This is a genomic window from Parasynechococcus sp. (assembly GCF_045559935.1).
GTDB lineage: Bacteria > Cyanobacteriota > Cyanobacteriia > PCC-6307 > Cyanobiaceae > Parasynechococcus.
This window is the reverse complement of the sequence record NZ_JBJLJL010000010.1, coordinates 275,691-291,115: the sequence shown is the minus strand read 5'-3', so window position 1 is coordinate 291,115 and position 15,425 is coordinate 275,691. Positions and strand designations below refer to the sequence as shown.

General features: G+C 62.4%; 19 protein-coding genes. 9 read left to right on the top strand and 10 right to left on the bottom strand.

What is annotated here, in order from left to right; translation table 11 throughout:
* Positions 1 to 3: 3 nt before the first annotated feature.
* From secD to ACJ0G7_RS11470, 3 genes are read left to right on the top strand one after another with little or no spacing between them, the layout of a single operon-like run.
* Positions 4 to 1,485, top strand: coding sequence for a protein translocase subunit SecD (secD, locus tag ACJ0G7_RS11480; RefSeq protein ID WP_407396221.1), 1,482 nt, complete (start codon positions 4 to 6; stop codon positions 1,483 to 1,485).
* Positions 1,486 to 1,488: 3 nt separating this feature from the next.
* Positions 1,489 to 2,475: a protein translocase subunit SecF gene (secF, locus tag ACJ0G7_RS11475; protein ID WP_407396220.1), complete on the top strand. Its 987-nt coding sequence runs from the start codon at positions 1,489 to 1,491 to the stop codon at positions 2,473 to 2,475.
* Positions 2,476 to 2,494: 19 nt separating this feature from the next.
* Complete coding sequence (locus ACJ0G7_RS11470; protein ID WP_052378143.1) at positions 2,495 to 2,683, top strand: hypothetical protein; 189 nt, start codon at positions 2,495 to 2,497, stop codon at positions 2,681 to 2,683.
* A gap of 34 nt (positions 2,684 to 2,717) precedes the next feature.
* On the opposite strand, the gene ACJ0G7_RS11465 is transcribed toward ACJ0G7_RS11470, so the two are convergent.
* The 5 genes from ACJ0G7_RS11465 to mnmH are packed head-to-tail and all read right to left on the bottom strand — an operon-like array spanning position 2,718 to position 6,511.
* Positions 2,718 to 2,927 carry a hypothetical protein gene (locus ACJ0G7_RS11465; protein WP_084187930.1) on the bottom strand — a complete coding sequence of 70 codons (210 nt, stop codon included), beginning with the start codon at positions 2,925 to 2,927 and terminating at the stop codon, positions 2,718 to 2,720.
* A gap of 48 nt (positions 2,928 to 2,975) precedes the next feature.
* On the bottom strand, positions 2,976 to 3,977 hold the full coding sequence (locus ACJ0G7_RS11460) for an AI-2E family transporter (protein WP_043691344.1): 1,002 nt from the start codon (positions 3,975 to 3,977) through the stop codon (positions 2,976 to 2,978).
* On the bottom strand, positions 3,974 to 5,050 hold the full coding sequence (locus ACJ0G7_RS11455; RefSeq protein WP_186483541.1) for an AI-2E family transporter: 1,077 nt from the start codon (positions 5,048 to 5,050) through the stop codon (positions 3,974 to 3,976). Before ACJ0G7_RS11455 ends, ACJ0G7_RS11460 begins: the two co-directional genes overlap by 4 nt.
* Entirely contained in the window at positions 5,047 to 5,442 is a 396-nt protein-coding gene (gene psb28, locus ACJ0G7_RS11450; RefSeq protein ID WP_407396218.1) for a photosystem II reaction center protein Psb28, read from the bottom strand. Before psb28 ends, ACJ0G7_RS11455 begins: the two co-directional genes overlap by 4 nt.
* 25 nt (positions 5,443 to 5,467) lie before the next feature.
* A complete protein-coding gene (gene mnmH, locus ACJ0G7_RS11445) occupies positions 5,468 to 6,511 on the bottom strand; it encodes a tRNA 2-selenouridine(34) synthase MnmH (RefSeq protein ID WP_407396217.1) in 1,044 nt (347 codons plus the stop codon).
* A 40-nt stretch (positions 6,512 to 6,551) separates the two neighbouring features.
* On the opposite strand from mnmH, the gene ACJ0G7_RS11440 reads away from it, so the two are divergent.
* On the top strand, positions 6,552 to 7,268 hold the full coding sequence (locus ACJ0G7_RS11440; RefSeq protein WP_407396352.1) for a GUN4 domain-containing protein: 717 nt from the start codon (positions 6,552 to 6,554) through the stop codon (positions 7,266 to 7,268).
* A gap of 182 nt (positions 7,269 to 7,450) precedes the next feature.
* Positions 7,451 to 7,822 carry an ATP-binding protein gene (locus ACJ0G7_RS11435; RefSeq protein ID WP_407396351.1) on the top strand — a complete coding sequence of 124 codons (372 nt, stop codon included), beginning with the start codon at positions 7,451 to 7,453 and terminating at the stop codon, positions 7,820 to 7,822.
* Here ACJ0G7_RS11435 and ACJ0G7_RS11430 read toward each other — a convergent pair.
* A complete protein-coding gene (locus ACJ0G7_RS11430) occupies positions 7,782 to 8,030 on the bottom strand; it encodes a DUF6439 family protein (protein ID WP_043691337.1) in 249 nt (82 codons plus the stop codon). The two genes, ACJ0G7_RS11435 and ACJ0G7_RS11430, sit on opposite strands and share 41 nt — an antisense overlap.
* A 53-nt stretch (positions 8,031 to 8,083) precedes the next feature.
* On the opposite strand from ACJ0G7_RS11430, the gene ACJ0G7_RS11425 reads away from it, so the two are divergent.
* On the top strand, positions 8,084 to 8,356 hold the full coding sequence (locus tag ACJ0G7_RS11425; protein WP_407396215.1) for a hypothetical protein: 273 nt from the start codon (positions 8,084 to 8,086) through the stop codon (positions 8,354 to 8,356).
* A 21-nt stretch (positions 8,357 to 8,377) separates the two neighbouring features.
* Here the strand turns inward: ACJ0G7_RS11425 and ACJ0G7_RS11420 are convergent, their stop codons facing one another.
* From ACJ0G7_RS11420 to glnA, 3 genes are all read right to left on the bottom strand, one after another.
* Positions 8,378 to 8,686, bottom strand: coding sequence for a hypothetical protein (locus ACJ0G7_RS11420; protein WP_043691334.1), 309 nt, complete (start codon positions 8,684 to 8,686; stop codon positions 8,378 to 8,380).
* 73 nt (positions 8,687 to 8,759) lie between these two features.
* Entirely contained in the window at positions 8,760 to 9,833 is a 1,074-nt protein-coding gene (locus ACJ0G7_RS11415) for a class I SAM-dependent methyltransferase (protein ID WP_043691332.1), read from the bottom strand.
* A gap of 140 nt (positions 9,834 to 9,973) precedes the next feature.
* Positions 9,974 to 11,395: a type I glutamate--ammonia ligase gene (glnA, locus tag ACJ0G7_RS11410; protein ID WP_043691330.1), complete on the bottom strand. Its 1,422-nt coding sequence runs from the start codon at positions 11,393 to 11,395 to the stop codon at positions 9,974 to 9,976.
* 240 nt (positions 11,396 to 11,635) lie between these two features.
* Here glnA and ACJ0G7_RS11405 point away from each other — a divergent pair, with 240 nt between their 5' ends.
* Both ACJ0G7_RS11405 and ACJ0G7_RS11400 read left to right on the top strand, forming a co-directional pair.
* On the top strand, positions 11,636 to 12,160 hold the full coding sequence (locus ACJ0G7_RS11405) for an allophycocyanin subunit beta (RefSeq protein ID WP_043691329.1): 525 nt from the start codon (positions 11,636 to 11,638) through the stop codon (positions 12,158 to 12,160).
* 96 nt (positions 12,161 to 12,256) lie between these two features.
* The gene (locus ACJ0G7_RS11400; protein WP_084187928.1) at positions 12,257 to 13,441 is read left to right on the top strand and encodes an alanine--glyoxylate aminotransferase family protein; all 1,185 of its coding nucleotides are present in this window, start codon (positions 12,257 to 12,259) and stop codon (positions 13,439 to 13,441) included.
* Here the strand turns inward: ACJ0G7_RS11400 and ACJ0G7_RS11395 are convergent.
* The gene (locus ACJ0G7_RS11395) at positions 13,413 to 13,883 is read right to left on the bottom strand and encodes a nucleoside deaminase (protein WP_043691326.1); all 471 of its coding nucleotides are present in this window, start codon (positions 13,881 to 13,883) and stop codon (positions 13,413 to 13,415) included. The two genes, ACJ0G7_RS11400 and ACJ0G7_RS11395, sit on opposite strands and share 29 nt — an antisense overlap.
* A gap of 71 nt (positions 13,884 to 13,954) precedes the next feature.
* On the opposite strand from ACJ0G7_RS11395, the gene ACJ0G7_RS11390 reads away from it, so the two are divergent.
* A complete protein-coding gene (locus tag ACJ0G7_RS11390) occupies positions 13,955 to 15,352 on the top strand; it encodes a pyridoxal phosphate-dependent decarboxylase family protein (protein ID WP_407396213.1) in 1,398 nt (465 codons plus the stop codon).
* Positions 15,353 to 15,425 lie beyond the last annotated feature (73 nt).

Here is a 15,425-nt window from a genome sequence, read left to right as displayed (position 1 = left end):
TCGATGGCTCGTCAGCAGGGCTGGTTCGCCCTTGTCCTCGCGCTGGCCATCTCGGCTGCGGCGTTGCTGTTCACCACCCCCCTCCAGCTGGGGCTGGATCTCCGCGGTGGCAGCCAGATCACCGTGGAGGTGCAGCCTGCCGGTGACATCAAGCGGGTGGGTGCCGAGCAGATGGAGGCGGTGAAGGTCGTGCTCGACCGCCGAGTCAACGGTCTGGGCGTGGCGGAATCGACCCTCCAGACCGTCGGGGAGAACCAGCTTGTGCTTCAGCTGCCCGGTGAGCAGGATCCGACGGCGGCGGCCAGGATCCTCGGCGACACGGCTCTGCTGGAGTTCAGAGCTCAGAAGCCTGGAACCGAGGCGGACTTCCGGGCTCTGCGTCAGCTGCGCAGCCAGGCTGAAGCGATTCTCAACCTGAGGGAAGAGCAGATCCGTCGCGGGGAGGAGACCGACCCTCTGGATCTTGAGCGGCTCGGCGAAGCGCAGTCGGTTCTTGGCCTGGATGGCGACATGGGCAGCGAAGAGGACCAGCTCAGGGCACTTCTGGTCAAGGTGGATGCTGAGATCCTGAAGCTCCTCGAGCCGGCAGCCCTCACCGGCAAACAGCTGGTCTCCGCAGGTCGTCAGCCGTTGCAGAACAATCCGAACAGCTGGGAGGTGACCCTCAATTTCAATGGTGAAGGTGCCGAGGCCTTCGCCGAGCTGACCAAGTCGATCGCCGGCACCGACCAGTTGCTGTCGATCGTTCTGGATGATCAGCTGATCAGCGCCGCCACCGTTGGCCCCCAGTTCAAGACAGCCGGCATTTCCGGAGGCGCCGCCACCATCAGCGGCAACTTCAGCGCCGAGACGGCACGGGAGCTGGAGGTGAAATTGCGAGGTGGCTCGCTGCCTCTGCCGGTCGAGGTGATCGAGGTGCGCACGATCGGTCCGACCCTTGGGGCTGAGAACATCCGTCGCAGCCTGGTGGCCGCTCTATCCGGCCTCGCCCTGGTGGCGGTGTTCATGGTGTTTGTCTATCGACTGCCGGGAGGGGTGGCTGTTGCGGCTCTCAGCCTCTACGCCCTGTTCAACCTCGCCATCTATACGCTGCTGCCTGTCACGCTGACACTTCCTGGAATCGCAGGGTTCATCCTCAGCATCGGCATGGCGGTGGACGCCAATGTGCTGATCTTCGAGCGCATCAAGGATGAACTGCGGCAGGGCAACACGCTGATCCGTTCGATCGAGACGGGCTTCGCTCAGGCGTTCTCCTCGATCGTTGATGGTCACCTCACCACGTTGATCAGCTGTGCGGCCTTGTTCTTCCTGGGCACAGGACTGGTCAAGGGATTTGCCGCCACCCTCGGTATCGGGGTGCTGCTGAGCCTGTTCACCGCCCTGACCTGCACGCGGACACTGCTGCGGTTCCTCATGGGGTATGCCGGCCTGCGCAACCCAAGCAATTTCCTGCCGCTGCGGCAGATCTCCCCCCCGTCTGCCTGAACGATGGTCGCTTCATCGCCTGAGCTCTCTGCGTCAACGCTCCAGCTGCGCTGGTCCTTGAGCAGCATGCGCCGCCGCATCTGGCTGGTCTCCGCCGCCGTCGTTCTGGTCAGCCTGACTGGACTGGTGCTGTGTTGGCTGGATCCCTCCGTCGGGTTCCCTTTGCGTCCCGGTCTTGATTTCACAGGGGGGACGCAGATTCAGCTTGAACGGAACTGCGGGTCATCCTGCGGTGCGCTGAAGACGGTTGAGGTTCAGGAGCTGATCCGCTCGCTCGAGCTTCCTGAAGAGCCCGACACGACTCCACCCAATCTCAGTGCTCCCCGTGTGCAACTGCTGGACGGTGGTCAGTCGCTGTCGCTTCGACTTCCAACCCTGACGGCCGGTCAGGGCCAGGCGGTGATTCGTGGCGTGGAGCCGCTCGCCGGTCCCTTCATCGAAGGGGGGCAGGCCGTCGACACGATCGGCCCAAGCCTGGGCGGTCAGTTGTTGCGCAGCAGCCTCATTTCACTGCTGGTGGCCTTCAGTGGCATCGCTGTGTACATCTCCTTCCGCTACGACCGTCGATACGCCCTGCTGGCGCTGGTGGCTCTGGCTCACGATGTCACCATCGTCTGCGGCCTGTTCGCCTGGCTCGGTCTGCTTCTGCAGCTGGAGGTGGACAGTCTGTTCGCGGTGTCGTTGCTGACGATCGCCGGATATTCGGTCAACGACACGGTGGTGGTGTTCGATCGCATCCGAGAACGGCGTCGCGAGATGGAGGAGCTCAGCCTCTCCCAGCAGGTGGACCAGGCCGTGTCGGCAACCCTGACGCGCACGCTTTACACCAGCGGCACCACCCTGATGCCGTTGCTCGCACTGATCTTCTTCGGAGGGTCAACGCTGGTGTGGTTCGCCACGGCTCTGGCCGTTGGTGTGGTGGTGGGCAGCTGGTCGAGCATCGCCCTGGCTCCATCTCTGCTCACGCTCTGGGACCGCTCCCGTGCGTAGGGGTCTGCCGTCGACCCCCGTGGGCGCTCGCACCTACAAATGGTTTCCGTTGCTGTTGATGGTCCTGTCGCTGTGGGATCTGAAAACTGAAATCATCCTTCTTGCCGATCAGTTCACCTTCACTGGCCTGAATTACGCCCTGCGCCATCACATGCTGGCCGTCGTGGTACTGGTGGCATTCCCTTCTCTTTGGCGTCGTTATCGATAGATTTCAAGGGGTGATTCTGGTCAGGCTGTGTTTCTCAGGTTCCAAACTCCTGCCAGAGTGAGTCCCACGTTCTGCGCTTGACTTCGTCATTCCAGCGGCCTGCAGATTGATTTGATTCCCACCACGATTCAAACAAATCCTGTGCTTCTTCGTACAGGGAATCAGGGTCAATGTTATCTCTCACCAGTTGAAGTACGGCCTGTTTCAGATCGTCGTAGCGGGAGAAGTTGAAAATGACATCCACGCGCGATGACGCAGTTGGTTGGATTCCACCGTATGCCAGCGATGGGCCTCATGGCCATTGATCCATCACCTGCTGCACCACCACGCGCTGCATGCCCACCTGCATCACCACCACCAGTGGCAGAGCCAGGAGCACGCCGGGAAGTCCGAGCAGGGCGCCAAGGCTGAGCTGCGCTGTCAGTGCAACCGTCGGGAGCAGGTTGACGGTCTGACGAAGCAGTAACGGCGTGAGGACGAATGCTTCCAGGTTCTGCAGGACAAGACGGAACACCAGCACCGAGATCGTCAGCTCCGGTGACTGCAGCAGCGCCAGTCCTGCCGGCAGCAGTGTGGCTGTGGTGGGTCCGATGGTGGGGACGAACGTGAGCAGACCGCAGACCAGGGCGCTCAGCAGTGCCAAGGGTGCCTTGAGCAGGCTCAGTCCTGCCCAGCTCAACAGGAAGACTGTTGTGGCGGAGATGGTCATACCGCTCAGCCATCCCCCCAGTGCGGTCCGGCATGCATCGAGCAGTTGAACCATCTGAACCCGGGCCGGGCGGGGAGTCACCGCAACGACCATCTGGCGATGTGATGCCGGGTCGAGGGCGAGGAGCACGGCAAGGAGCGTCATCAGCCCGAGCTGCACCACGCTGTTGGCGGCATTGCCCGCCATGCCCAGCAGCCGTGATCCAAGCGGTTGAAGCTGGTCGAGGCTGACGTCACCGCCGATGGCCTTGTCCAGTTCCACAAAGCGTGGATTGGTCGCGAGGATGGTGTTCAGTTTGCTGAGCAGCTCCGGCAGATCCCGCCCCAGTTGCTGGATCTGAGTGATCAGCTCCGGCAGCAGCAGCTGGGCCACGATCACGGCGGCCAGCAGCAGCAGCACCAACACGATGCTGAGAGCCTGCGGACGGTTGAGTCGCGTGCGTGTCATCAGCTGCGTGATCAGCACATCAAGGGCGACAGCGACCACAACGGCCCCGAACAGCACCAGCAGAACCCAGCGGAGGTGCCAGGCCATCAGGGCAAGGCCGATCGATGTCAGCGCAATCAGCAGTGAACGTGAGTTCATGTCTGAAGTCTTGTGCGCTTCCAGTGATCCAGAACGTCGTGAATCAGGATTTCACGTACCAGCACCTGGATCACCACGGCCAGCGGCAGGGCCATCAGCAGTCCGAGAGGACCGAACAGCAGGGTGAAGATGAACTGGGCCATCAGGGTCAATCCCGGCAGCAGTTTCACCTGGTGATGCATCACCGAGGGGGTGATCAGATAGCTCTCCAGGTTCTGGATCAGCACATAGGCCCCGAGCACGGCCACGGCTTTCCAGGGGGCGTCAAGAATGGCCACAGCCATCGGAAACACGGTGCTGATCGTCGGCCCCACATTGGGGATGACGTTGAGCAATCCCGCCAGCAGGGCGTTGGCCAGAACCAGCTTCACACCGAGCAGGGAGAGAGCGATGCCGCAGAGCATCGCCACAGCGAGCGAGCTGATCAGCACACCGACCATCCAGCTGCTGAGGGCCTCCCCGCACAGGGTCAGGATGCGACGTGCGCGTCGTCTGTAAAAGGATGGAACCAGCTGAATGCTGACGTCGCGGTAGGCCTGGGGTTGGATGCTGATCATCAGCCCGATGGCGAGCACGAACAGCACCCGGAGCAGTCCATTCCCGAGATTGCCGGCAACACCGACAAGGCTCACCAGGCCTGTGCCCACTCCTGACAGGAGGGAAGAACCATCGGGGATCAGCCGCAGTTCCGAACGTCCCAGCTCCTGCAGATCAGGCAGCGTGTCAACGCCGTAAATCGCATCACTGACGCGATCAAGAGAACTCAGGGTGCTGCTGATCAGGATCCGTGCGGCCTCTGGAAGTTGTTCCAGCAGAACCGCGAATTCCTTCACGAAGGGTGGAACGACGACGGCCGATGCGATGGCCAACCCGCCGATCACCCCACCGATGCAGGAGAGCAGGGCGATGGTCCGCGGCATCGGTCGCAGGGCCTGAAGCTGGCCGACCAACGTGCACAGAGCCATCGCCAGAACAATGCCTGTGAACATCAGCACAAGCACGTGACGAAGGCTCCAGATCAGGACACCGGCAGCGATCAGCGCCGCCAGGGACAGCCATCGCGCCAGGTTCACGCGTTCGGGTCGGAATCCTGGTTCGTGTCGTCGTCGTTCTGGTTCTGGGCATATCCCAGTCCGTTAGCGGCGGCATAGCGCTGGGCGAAGCGCATGAAGCGTTCGAAATCCTCCTCGGATTTCCATGAGTACACAGCTTCAAGGGCACTCGCTTTGCCGTTCACGAACTTGCCGTTGATTTCCCTGGTGACCATCTCTCCTTCTTCATCAATCATCCACATCCCCGTGATGTCACCCATCGTTTCCGGCGCAATCGCAGCCGGCTGCTCGAAACGGAACGTTGCTTGACCGGTGCGTCCATCACGACTGCGGGTCAGGCGGATATCTGGAACCACAGGTTCGTTGACTCCCCTGAAGAACTGGATGGCTGCCGCCCCGGATGCTTCGCTCATTGGCCCACTGATCTGAGGGCGGATCTTAGTCGGATCTCTCCATGCAACTGAGCTGGATCAGGTGATCTGCTGCCGCCGAGGGTGACAGACCGCTGATGTCGATGCTCTGGCGTTGCGGTGTCCGTTCCAGCTCATGGTCGTAACAGCGGTCGTAGTAATCGAGGGTGGCCCGACAGGCGGTTCCCCAGTCTTCAGCCTCAATCGCCTTCAGGGCCATGGCCGTGCGCTGCGGTCCCAGCCGCCGGCTGATGCGTTGCGTGGCCTCGCTCAGGGCTTCCTGCCCCTGTGATCCGTAGACCCCCACCAACTGGTTGACCCGTTCCTCGAGTGTTCGCTGAATCTCCAGCACTGGGGCCTGTTGCATCTGCTGGAACAGACCCGCAGGAATCCGGCAGCGTCCAACCTGCACACTCTCGGCTTCCAGCCAGATGCTTCGGGCCTGCGACCGCCGATGCCGGTCGAGACACTCGGCCAGTTTGTTCTCGTAGTGCTCTGTGGACGGCTGCTGCGGCAATCCCAGCCCTCCGAAGCTGCTGCCCCGGTGATGGGCCAGTCCCTCGAGATCGACCATGGCCACGCCCCGCTGTTCCAGAGCCAGCAGCAGATCGGTCTTGCCCGTCCCGGTGCGGCCTCCGAGCAGGCGCAGGGGCCAGGGTCTGCTGAACTGCTCGAGCACCCAGTGCCTGTACTGCTTGTAGCCACCCTTCAGAAGCAGCGGTTTGAGGTCGATCTGTTCCGCCAGCCAGGCGATGCTGGCTGATCGCATGCCTCCTCGCCAGCAGTAGATCCTCGGGGGGACTCCCCCGGCGAGAGACTCCAGCCTGGCGGCGAGTTCGGCCAGCTTCGGGCCGGTGATCTCAAGACCGAGCTGCACCGCCCGGCGGCGCCCCTCCTGCTTGTAAGCCGTGCCGACGGCAGCGCGCTCGTCATCCTCGAAGAGAGGAAGGTTCCGAGCCTCTGGCCAATGCCCGCGGTCGAATTCCGATGGACTGCGCACATCGATCAGCGGACCGCTCTGCTCCCGCAGTTCCTCGACGGTGACGGAACGGGCGATTCCCATGCCTGACATAGTGGGCCAACGCCGCGCCAGTCAGGGCCGGTTGCAATCCATGCTTTCTGGTTCCTCACCCGCCACCAGCCTCAGTCCCGACCAACTGCTCGAGCGGTTCGCGACCGGCAATCCACGTCAGCGCCGCAGTCTGATCAAGACCGTCGAGGCTCGGATCGGTGATCTTGAGGCCTTAGGAGATGGCTTGCTGGAGCCATTTGACCGCGCTGGTGATGACTGGGCGGCCGGCTGGATCCTGCAGCTGCTGCATCGCCAACACCCCGAACGGGTCAGCGCATTGCTCGGCAGCTGCCCGGATGGATGGTTCAAGGTTGAATCAGCTGTCGGCATCGACTACCGGGGCCTGCAGCAGGATCTGCTTCAGGAGGATTTCCAGGCAGCCGACCGCTTCACCAGTGCCGCACTCAGGCAGTTGGCAGGTCCGGAAGCTGAGAGGCGGGGTTACGTGTACTTCAGCGAGGTGCCGGCAATGCCGGGGGTTGACCTGACCGTGATCGACCGTCTCTGGACCGCGTATTCCCAGGGACGATTCGGTTTCACGACCCAGGCACGGCTTCTTCAGGCACTGGGTGGGCGTTATGACCGTCTCTGGCCTCGTATCGGCTGGAAACTTGATGGTGTCTGGACCCGCTATCCCGGCGCCTTCACCTGGAGCCTGGAGGCGCCGGAAGGGCACATGCCTCTGGTCAACCAACTGCGTGGTGTCCGTCTGATGGATGCCTTGCTGAATCACCCAGCCCTGCAGCAACGGCGGTAACCAATCGATCTGTGCAGACCGCAAAGAACCGTTAGGTTCGAGAAAGTCCAGCAGTGATCCGGATCGTGCCACCTCAGCGGTCCTTATCCCTCGTTCCTCCGTCGAGCGATCCGATCGCGTCGATTCCGTCGTTCCGGTGGGCCGATTTCGTTCTGCCCTCCACGCTTCAGCTGGCACCGCTGATGGAGCTTCTGATCGAACCGGTCGGATGCATGGTGACATGCCAGCGCATTGAGCTCGGTCTGCACGAGGCACTGGTCAATGCCGTTCGTCACGGCAACGCGGAAAACCCCGCCAAGCGGCTCCGGGTCCGTCGCATCCTCACGCCCAACTGGTTGATCTGGCAGATCCAGGATGAAGGTCAGGGGATGCCGAGGGGGGTGCGTCAGCCCTCTCTCCCGGATCAGCTTGATGCCGCCAGCGGCCGAGGTCTTTTCCTGATCCATCAGTGCTTCGACGATGTCCGCTGGAGCCGACGGGGCAACCGTCTGCAGCTCGCCTGCCGCAGGCCCGTCAGCGATGGGGGCAGCCAGGATCCTTCAGCTCACCTCTGATCCAGCCGAGAGCCTGTTCGGTGAGGCTGGCCACATCCTCGCGGCGGCCATTCGCGGTCAGCTGAGCCAGTGCTGCCATGAGCAGTTCAGCGGCGCGACGATCGGAACTGGTTTTCAGACGATGCCAGTCCCGATCGCTGATCTTCATCAGATCATGCAGCTCCTGGGTCAGCTTGCGGGTTCCATCAGGCCATTCAGCGGGCGGCATCGAGCTGGAGGAGAGGAGATCGGTCTAGTTTCAGGGAAACAGTGCAGTGGTTGATGCCTCAGCACCGTGCTGAACGTCGGCAGCTCCGCTGGCTTCACACCGCCTCCCTGTTGATGCTTCAGGGTCGCCGTCAGGCTGTCAGCCTGCAGAGCGGGAGCGGCAGTTCCCAGCGTCGCTGGAAGCAGCGCCAGAACCTGGCTCAGAAACTTCTGGAAAGCCCAGCAGAAGGTTGGACGCTGCCGCGGCAGCGAGGTGCAAGGTTCTGGCGGGCCCTGCGCTGGGGGGGAGCAGGATTCGTGGTCGCCTGGTGGCTGAGGGGAGGCTGAGGAGAACCCTCAGCCCAGCTTTTAGGAATTCTGCTGAACAACCACAAGGGAGACGGGTCGCTCTGACTGAGCTTCCCTGAGGGGCGGAAAGGGGCGTTCCGAAGGTCTGGGCAGATCATTACCCCGAAGCCAGGCACTGTGGAGCGCACGGCGACGGCGGTCCTCAGCGAGCACCAGACGATCAGCTGCGCTCTGAGGACTTTCCCCGGGGAGCACAGCGGTTCGCAGGCAGATGCCAAAACCGTGGGCTTCCACCTGAACATGGCCTTCCATCAGAACGACCTGGAAGATCCATCCCTGAAGCCAACGCAACCGGAAAGGATTGGTCATGGATCATCCCAACGGTCGAACACACCCTATGGATGTTGAACGGATCTGCAAGGTGGGCTGTCAGCGAACCCGTTCAGAGTGCTGAAACCACAGGTTTCCGCGCGGTCCACACCCTCGTCATGAAATGGGATTCGCCTTTGATGGCCTCGAATCCCGCGCTGGCCAGGCGTGCGGGGATGTCATCACTGATGTAATCGCGGTAGTAGGGCTCGTGAAAGACCCTTCTGAAGTTCTCCATCGCGACGCCGAACTCCGGCGAGTCGTTGATCTGGACCGAATCCGCGAGAACGAAGGTTCCGCCGGGCTCCAGCACCCGCCAGGCTTCGTTCAGCACGTTCTGGCGCGCTTCCCCCGGGAGCTCATGGAGCAGAAACACACAGGTCACGGCCTGCAGGCCGTCATCAGCCAGAGGAAGACGTTCTCCATTCGCCCGCAGCAGCTCCACCAGTGGTGACGTCCCACCATTCAGCCAGCGATTCGCCTGCCTGAGGTAGGCCTCCGAAAGATCGATCCCGATCAGTTCCGCGTGGGGAAAGGCTCCGCGGATCTGATGCAGGGTTCGACCGGTGCCGGTCGCCACATCAAGAATCCTCAGCGAGGCCGGCGATCGATCTGAGAAGTGACGCAGACCTCTCTTGAGAGGTGCCAGAACGCGGCGACGCATGGCATCGGCGGTGCCGTTGAACAGAATCTCAACCTGGAGGTCGTAGAGGCCTGCCGAGTGATCGCTCAGATACCCATCCGTCTGGTGGTGGAAGTTCTGGAGGTAGTAGTCGGGATAGAGGCTGGGGTCGGTTCCTTCCGGCAGATCTCTCACATTGCGCTGCTTGCGGCGGGACCAGGTTGAGGGCAGATCGAGCCAGACCATCGGATACGTTCTGGCCCACTCCAGCCAGGGCGCATCAAAGAGCAGTTCCTGCGGATACACACCCTGCTCAGCGTCAGCCCAGTCCCGTTCCTCGAGCTTCGCCATGGCAGCTCGGAGGGTGTTCAGCATCTCGGGAGGAACCGATTCCGTGCTGGGGACGGCTTCCGGAGCCACAAGCGACATCAGCCGCGTGCTGAGGTCTTTGTGAACCAGACCGGCCAGACCTTTCCCCTGCTGCAGGGTCTGGTAAGCGAGCTTGCTGAAGGGCGTGGTCGCCATCGGAGTGCGTTGAAGACGACCATTCCAGCGAATCCATTGCTGAAACGGGGACTCTGCTCATCAGACGGAACCTGACGGTCATCAAAAAGGCCCGTCTCCTGAGAAGACGGGCCCCTGAACACACCGACCGGATCCCCGGATCAGGCGTCGTAGTACATCGCGAACTCGTGGGGGTGAGGACGCTGCCGGAGCTGCTGAACCTCCTCGTATTTGATGTCAATCCAGTTCTGGATGAAGTCATCAGAGAAGACGCCTCCCTCGGTCAGGAATCCCCTGTCGGCATCCAGAGCTTCGAGGGCGCCGTTGAGAGATGGCGGAACCGTGGAGATGCTGGCGAGTTCTTCGGCAGGCAGTTCGAACAGGTCCTTGTCGAAGCCGTCACCGGGATCGATCTGATTCTTGATGCCGTCGATGCCGGCCATCATCATGGCGCTGAAGGCCAGATAAGGATTGGCCAGAGCATCACCCGAGCGGAACTCCAGACGCTTGGCCTTGGGGCTTGGGCCTGTGAGAGGGATGCGGACGGCGGCGGACCGGTTCCCTTCGGAGTACACCAGGTTCACAGGAGCTTCGAATCCGGGCACCAGTCGCTTGTAGCTGTTGGTGGTGGGGTTCGTGAAGGCGAGGAATGCCGGAGCGTGCTTCAGGATTCCACCGATGTACCAGCGAGCCGTCTGGGAGAGGTTGGCGTAGGTGCCTTCTCCGAAGAACAGGGGCTGGCCGCCCTTCCAGAGGCTCTGGTGCACGTGCATGCCGCTTCCGTTGTCGTTGAAGACAGGTTTCGGCATGAACGTGGCCGTCTTGCCGTACTTCTTCGCGACATTGCGGACGACGTACTTGTACGTCATGACGTTGTCGGCTGCCTGGATCAGCTCAGCGAATTTCATGCCCAGCTCGTGCTGGCCAGCGCCGGCCACTTCATGGTGGTGCTTCTCGATGGGAATCCCGAGCTGGCCCATGAGCAGAAGCATCTCCGAACGGATGTCCTGGGCTGTGTCGTTCGGAGCGACGGGGAAGTAGCCCTCCTTCTCCTGGATTTTGTAGGCGAGGTTGCCGCCTTCCTCGAGGCGACCGGTGTTCCAGCCCGCCTCGATCGTGTCAACGCTGTAGAAGGCGCCACCGGAGGACGAGTTGTAGCGGACGTCGTCAAAGAGGAAGAACTCAGGCTCAGGACCGAAGAAGGCCATGTCAGCAAGGCCGGTCGAGCTCAGATAGTCGAGAGCCCGCTGGGCCAGGGCGCGAGGGCAGCGCTCGTAGGGCAGACCGGTGCGCGGCTCCTGAATCGAGCAGATCATGCTCAGGGTTTTGTGCCGGTAGAACGGGTCCACCCAGGCGGTGTTGGGGTCGGGCACCATGGCCATGTCGGAGGCCTGGATGCCTTTCCAGCCGCGGATCGATGAACCGTCAAAGGCAAGGCCCTCGGTGAAGGACTCCTCCTCCAGCAGATCGGTGCAGACCGTGAGGTGCTGCCACTTGCCGTGGAGGTCAGTGAACTTGAGGTCGATCAGTTCAATGCCCTCGTCTTTGATCTGACGGAGGACATCCTGTGAAGTTTTTGCCATGGAAAGACGTCTCGGCCCTAGGCGTGCTTTTAGGACCGTAAAGATCCTGAATACCCCATTGTGTAGCAAGGGGTACAAAATTCTCCACCCATCACCTGGGGCGACATCTCTGCTCGGCCGGTTCCGCTGACGCTCCGCGTAACCGTTTCTGTCAACTTCGCTGGAACTCAGGCCCCCAGAGGCTTTTCGCCGGATGACAGGTGTTAGCTTCCGGCCGGGAGTGTCTGTCGAATCCACAGCATGCGCGACGCCATCAGCGGATTGATCGGTCGATATGACCAGCAGGGTCGTTACTTCGACCGCATGGCCATCGACCGGATCGAGTCGTTCCTTGGTGAGTCCGAACTTCGGATCCGCGCCGTGGAGCTGATCAACCGCGATGCCGCCGAGATCGTCCGCGAGGCGAGTCAGACGCTGTTCCTGGATGAGCCGGAACTGCTGCTCCCGGGAGGCAACGCTTACACCACAAGGCGCCTCGCGGCCTGTCTGCGGGACATGGACTACTTCCTGCGCTACGCCAGCTATGCCCTCGTGGCTGGAGACAGCACGATCCTCAACGAGCGGGTGCTCAACGGGCTGGATGACACCTACAAGAGCCTCGGGGTACCAACCGGTCCGACGGTTCGAAGCATCGTGCTTCTCGGTGAGGTCGTCTGTGAACGACTCCGGTCCGAAGGGGTCCCCCTGGAGCGCCTGGCCACCGTCCGAGAGCCCTTCGATCACATGGCCAGAGGCCTCGCTGAGACCAACGTGCGTCAGCGCTGATCCGAAGCTTCAACGACTGCGTTGCAAACCGACGGATTTCGTCCGCTGGGTGAGATGAGTGCGTAGCATCTGCGGCCAGACCTCCTGCTCAGGGCCTTGGCGACGACCCACTCACTCCTTCCCGTAGACGACAGTCACCGCAGGAGCTTCGATCCGATCGCCACCCCGGACAGACTGCTTCTCGGACCGGGGCCGTCCAATGCCCACCCGACGGTGCTGAAAGCTCTGTCTCGCACGCCCATCGGCCATCTCGATCCGCTCTACGTGGAATTGATGAGCGAGGTTCAGGAACTGCTTCGTTACGCCTGGCAGACCGAAAACCGACTCACGCTTCCGATGAGCGGTACCGGTAGCTCCGCCATGGAGGCAACCCTGGCGAACACCGTCGAACCCGGTGACACCGTTCTCGTCGCGGTGAAGGGGTACTTCGGTTTACGGCTTGTGGACATGGCCGGTCGCTACCGCGCCGACGTCAGAACCATCGAAAAGCCCTGGGGAGAATGGTTCTCCCTTGAGGAGCTCGAGGCGGCGATCCTCGAGCACAAGCCGGCGATCCTGGCGATGGTGCATGCCGAAACCTCCACAGGGGTCTGCCAGCCCATGGAGGGAGTCGGCGAGCTGTGCCGCCGGCACGACTGCCTGCTGCTGCTGGATACGGTCACGTCTCTCGGCGGTGTTCCGCTCTACATCGATGACTGGCAGGTCGATCTCGCTTACAGCTGCAGTCAGAAGGGACTCAGCTGCCCCCCTGGGCTTGGTCCCTTCACGATGGGCCCCCGCGCTGAGGCCAAGATGGAAGCTCGCCGGGACAAGGTGCCGAACTGGTACCTCGACGTCTCCCTCCTCAACAAGTACTGGGGCAGCGACAGGGTTTACCACCACACAGCGCCTGTGAACATGAACTTCGGCATGCGGGAGGCCCTGCGTCTGCTTGCCGAGGAAGGACTGGACCAGTCCTGGGCCCGACATCGTCGCAATGCGGAAGCGCTCTGGAGCGGCCTGGAGGCACTCGGTCTTGAAATGGTCGTTCCCGAGGAGCATCGGCTCCCCACCCTCACCACCGTTCGCATCCCTGAAGGGGTTGATGGAAAGGCATTCAGCCAGCATCTGCTCAATACCCATGGCATCGAGGTGGGTGGTGGCCTCGGCTCCCTCGCCGGCAAGATCTGGCGCATCGGTCTGATGGGCTACAACTCAACCCCCGAGAACGTCGACCGGCTGCTTGATCTGTTCAAGACCGAGCTCCCCAGCTTCAAGGGGACCGTCGCCGCCGCTGCCTGAACCAGCCTTCCAGCTGATCTCGGGCTTCGATCCGTAGAACCCCTCCCTGCACCGACATGTGATGGTGCGCACTTGCATGGGTGGACAGATCGAGGCTTCCCCCCAGGCCCCCTCGCTTGGGATCCGATGTTCCATAGATCACACAGCCCATCCGCGCCTGCACAAGGGCTCCGGCACACATCGGGCACGGTTCAAGCGTGACGATCAAGGTGCAGTCGTTGAATCTCCAGTCGCCCTGAACCCAGGCGGCCTGTCTGAGCGCAACCAGTTCGGCGTGACCAAGAGGATCCCTCCCCGTCTCGCGTCGGTTGCTGCCATGGCCGATGCAGCGACCTTCGGCATCCAGAACCACGGCTGCCACCGGCACTTCCCCGGCCTCACCGACCCTCTCCGCCCGCTGAAGCAGCACTGTCATCCAGCGCTGCACGGTGGCTTCCCGCATCAACGCACATCGAACGATCTGTGAGCACGTTCCCACGAAAGGCGAGGATCAGCGAAGCTCCACCGTTGCCGGTGCACGCCAGCTCCGATCTGCGTCAGCCCGTGACCTGGCTTCCACCCTTCGCCTCCCCTGACAGCCCGGACCCTGTCCTGCGCCATTTCCTTCATCAGGCGAGCGACCTGCTCTGCGAGTGGATCGGCACGGCCGCGGACCGCCCACCGCTGCCTGTGGTCCGTCCCGAGCCGGAGCTGGTGCCTGGGGATCAGGGATGCGACGTACCGGCGCTGTTGAACGACCTGCAGATCGTCATGGACGGGGCCTATCAGCCGTCCCACCCCGGGGCGCTGGCCCACCTTGATCCCCCTCCGCTCACCGCCTCGATTGCAGCGGATCTGATCTGTGCCGGCCTGAACAACAACCTGCTGGCCGAGGAACTCTCCCCAGGCCTGTCCAGCCTGGAGCGCCAGCTCTGCCGCTGGTTCTGTCAGCGACTCGGGCTGCCTGAGAACGCCGGAGGTGTGCTGGCCACAGGTGGAACACTCAGCAACCTGATGGCCCTGGTGACTGCCCGTAGCCTGCAAGGCCCCGGTGATGGCGTCGTCCTCTGCAGTCGGGATGCCCATGTTTCCCTTCAGAAGGCGACACGGGTGATGGGTCTGGCCGGAGACGGTCTGCAGCAGCTTCCCGTGGACAGCGAGGGTCGCCTCTGCTCCACCGCTCTCGAGCGGGCGCTGCAGGATCTTCACCGCCGTGGTCGACCCTGCCTTGCGGTGGTGGCGACAGCGGGCACGACGATCCGCGGTGCCATCGATCCTCTTGCTGAGATCGCCACCGTCTGCCGTCGCTATGAGGCCTGGCTTCACGTGGATGCTGCGATCGGGGGCGTCTTCGCTCTCTCGGAGGACTGGTCTCCCCTGTTCCATGGGCTTGAGCAGGCGGATTCGATCACGCTCAATCCGCAGAAGCTTCTGGGGATCGCCAAAGCGTCCTCCCTTCTGCTGGTCCGGGACGTCGGTCATCTGCATCAGAGTTTCTCCACCGGCCTGCCGTACATGGACGGCGCCAGCGGTGAGCCCCATGGCGGTGAGCTCGGATTGCAGGGCACACGTCCTGCCGAAGTGCTGAAGCTCTGGCTGGGACTGAGACAGCTCGGTGAACAGGGAATCGCGATGGTGTTGCGATCGGCCCTCGAGCGGCGGGACCATGTCCGTCGTCGGTTGGACTTGGACCGGTTGACGCTGCTGGACGGCTCACTGCATCTGCTGTCCCTGCATCCCCACGCCGCTGACGCGGACCATTGCGACTCCTGGTCGCAGACCACCCGCCAATGGCTTCTGGGTCAGGGGTTCATGCTGTCGAGACCGCGCTACGGCGACCGCTATTGCCTGAAGGCCGTCTTCGGCAACCCCCACACCGGACCCCAGCACCTGGACCGGCTGGCTGAGCTGATCAACGACTCGCTCCTCTGAGCGTCATCCCTCAGAATCGCCCCACTGCGCAGTCTGTGATGAAGGAGGAACGAGGCCGTTCCCGCTGGATCGC